General features: G+C 61.4%; 3 protein-coding genes. All 3 read right to left on the reverse strand.

What is annotated here, in order from left to right:
• A partial coding sequence (locus ACR0AP_RS20840; protein ID WP_480509200.1) for a tetrahydrofolate dehydrogenase/cyclohydrolase catalytic domain-containing protein occupies positions 1-179 on the reverse strand: 179 nt, incomplete at its 3' end.
• Positions 180-230: 51 nt separating this feature from the next.
• Entirely contained in the window at positions 231-536 is a 306-nt protein-coding gene (locus tag ACR0AP_RS20845; RefSeq protein ID WP_480473724.1) for a chorismate mutase, read from the reverse strand.
• A 55-nt stretch (positions 537-591) separates the two neighbouring features.
• The gene (locus ACR0AP_RS20850) at positions 592-2,268 is read right to left on the reverse strand and encodes a formate--tetrahydrofolate ligase (RefSeq protein ID WP_209505534.1); all 1,677 of its coding nucleotides are present in this window, start codon (positions 2,266-2,268) and stop codon (positions 592-594) included.
• Positions 2,269-2,271: the final 3 nt, after the last annotated feature.

Below are 2,271 nucleotides of genomic sequence, written 5' to 3' on the forward strand. Positions count from 1 at the left end.
TCGACGGTCATCTTGCCCTTCGAGCGGACATAGACCTGGCTGGCCGGATCCTCGCCCACCAGAACCACGGCCAGGCCGGGGGTGATGCCGTTTTCCTCTTTCAGCTTTGCAACCTGATCGGCCACCTGCGCGCGCACTTTGGCGGCAAAGGCCTTCCCGTCGATAACCTGCGCTACCATCCTTTGGTCCCTTCTTTCAAAACCCAAACGGGCGCAGAACGCGCCCGGTCTTTACTCGGGGCCGAGCACACGTTCCTCACGTGCAATCGACCAGTCAATCAGAATGCGCCAGAGCGTTTCGGACAAATCGGGGTCCATCCCCGCCGCCTGCGAACTGGCGCGCACCTTTTGCACCACATCCTCGACCCGGTCTGGGATGCGGGCGGGCAGGCCTTCACCCGGCTTCAGCTCAGACGCGCGGTCGATATAGCTTGCGCGCCTCACCAGCATCCCGATCAGCTGGCGGTCCAGCCTGTCGATCTGAACCCGCAGATCCCGCATCGAATGGCAGTCCTGCGGCGGTGTCAGAGTGGGCATCATCGTCTCCTCATGGCCCGGGGGTCCCGGACCACGAGATGTCTTATTCAGCGGCTTAGAACAAGCCCTCGATCTCACCTGCGTCATTGAGGCAGATGGTTTCCGCGGCCGGTTTGCGGGGCAGGCCCGGCATGGTCATGATCTCACCGCAGACAACCACGACAAAGCCCGCGCCCGCGCTCAGGCGGACCTCACGCACCGGAACCGAATGGCCGGTGGGCGCGCCCCGCAGGCTCGGGTCGGTCGAGAAGCTGTACTGGGTTTTCGCCATGCAGACCGGCAGGTTGCCATACCCCGCAGCTTCCCATTCTTTCAGCTGGGTGCGGATCTTGTTGTCGGCCAGAACCTCGTCGGCGCGGTAGATGCGCTTGGCGATGGTTTCGATCTTCTCAAACAGCGGCATCTCGTCGGGGTAGATCGGCGCGAAGTTCGCAGACCCCCCTTCGACGATTTCCACAACCTTGCGGGCCAGATCGGCAGAGCCTTCCGAGCCCAGCTCCCAGTGGCGCGACAGAACCGCCTCGACCCCATGAGAGGCGCAATAATCCTTCACCGCCTGAACCTCGGCATCGGTGTCGGTGACAAAGTGGTTAATGGCGACAACAACCGGCACACCGAACGACTTCACGTTCTCGATATGGCGGCCCAGGTTGGCGCAGCCCGCCTTGACCGCAGCGACATTCTCGGCACCCAGATCGGCCTTGGCGACACCGCCATTCATCTTCATCGCGCGCACGGTGGCAACCAGAACCACGGCAGAGGGCGCAATGCCCGCCTTGCGGCACTTGATGTTCATGAACTTCTCGGCACCCAGATCGGCGCCAAAGCCCGCCTCGGTCACCACATAGTCAGCCACTTTCAGCGCGGTCTTGGTCGCGATCACCGAGTTGCAGCCATGCGCGATGTTGGCAAACGGGCCACCGTGGACAAAGGCCGGGTTGTTTTCCAGCGTCTGCACCAGGTTCGGCTGCATTGCGTCTTTCAGCAGAACGGTCATCGCGCCTTCGGCCTTGATGTCGCGGCAATAGACCGGCGTCTTGTCGCGGCGATAAGCCACGATGATATCACCCAGACGCTTTTCCAGATCCTTCAGGTCGTTTGACAGGCACAGGATCGCCATAACCTCGGACGCCACGGTGATGTCAAAACCTGTTTCACGCGGGAACCCGTTCGACACGCCGCCCAGGCTGGCGGTGATCTGGCGCAGGGCACGGTCGTTCATGTCGACCACACGACGCCATGCGACCCGGCGGGTGTCGATCTCGCATTCATTGCCCCAGTAGATGTGGTTGTCGATCATCGCCGACAGCAGCGAATGGGCCGAGGTGATTGCATGAAAATCGCCGGTGAAGTGCAGGTTCATCTCTTCCATCGGAACAACCTGCGCATAGCCGCCACCCGCTGCGCCACCCTTCATGCCGAAGTTCGGGCCCAGCGAGGCCTCGCGGATACAGATCATCGCGTTCTTGCCGATGCGGTTCAGACCGTCACCCAGACCAACCGTTGTGGTCGTCTTCCCCTCACCCGCAGGCGTCGGGTTGATCGCCGTCACCAGCACCAGCTTGCCGTCCTCACGACCCTGCACCGAGTTGATGAACTCCTGGCTCACCTTCGCCTTGTCATGCCCATACGGCAACAGATCGTCACTGGATATTCCAAGCTTCGCGCCGATCTCCTGGATCGGCTTCTTATTCGCTTCACGCGCAATTTCGATGTCGGATTTATAGCTCATTGG

The organism is Ruegeria sp. AF7 (assembly GCF_056541885.1).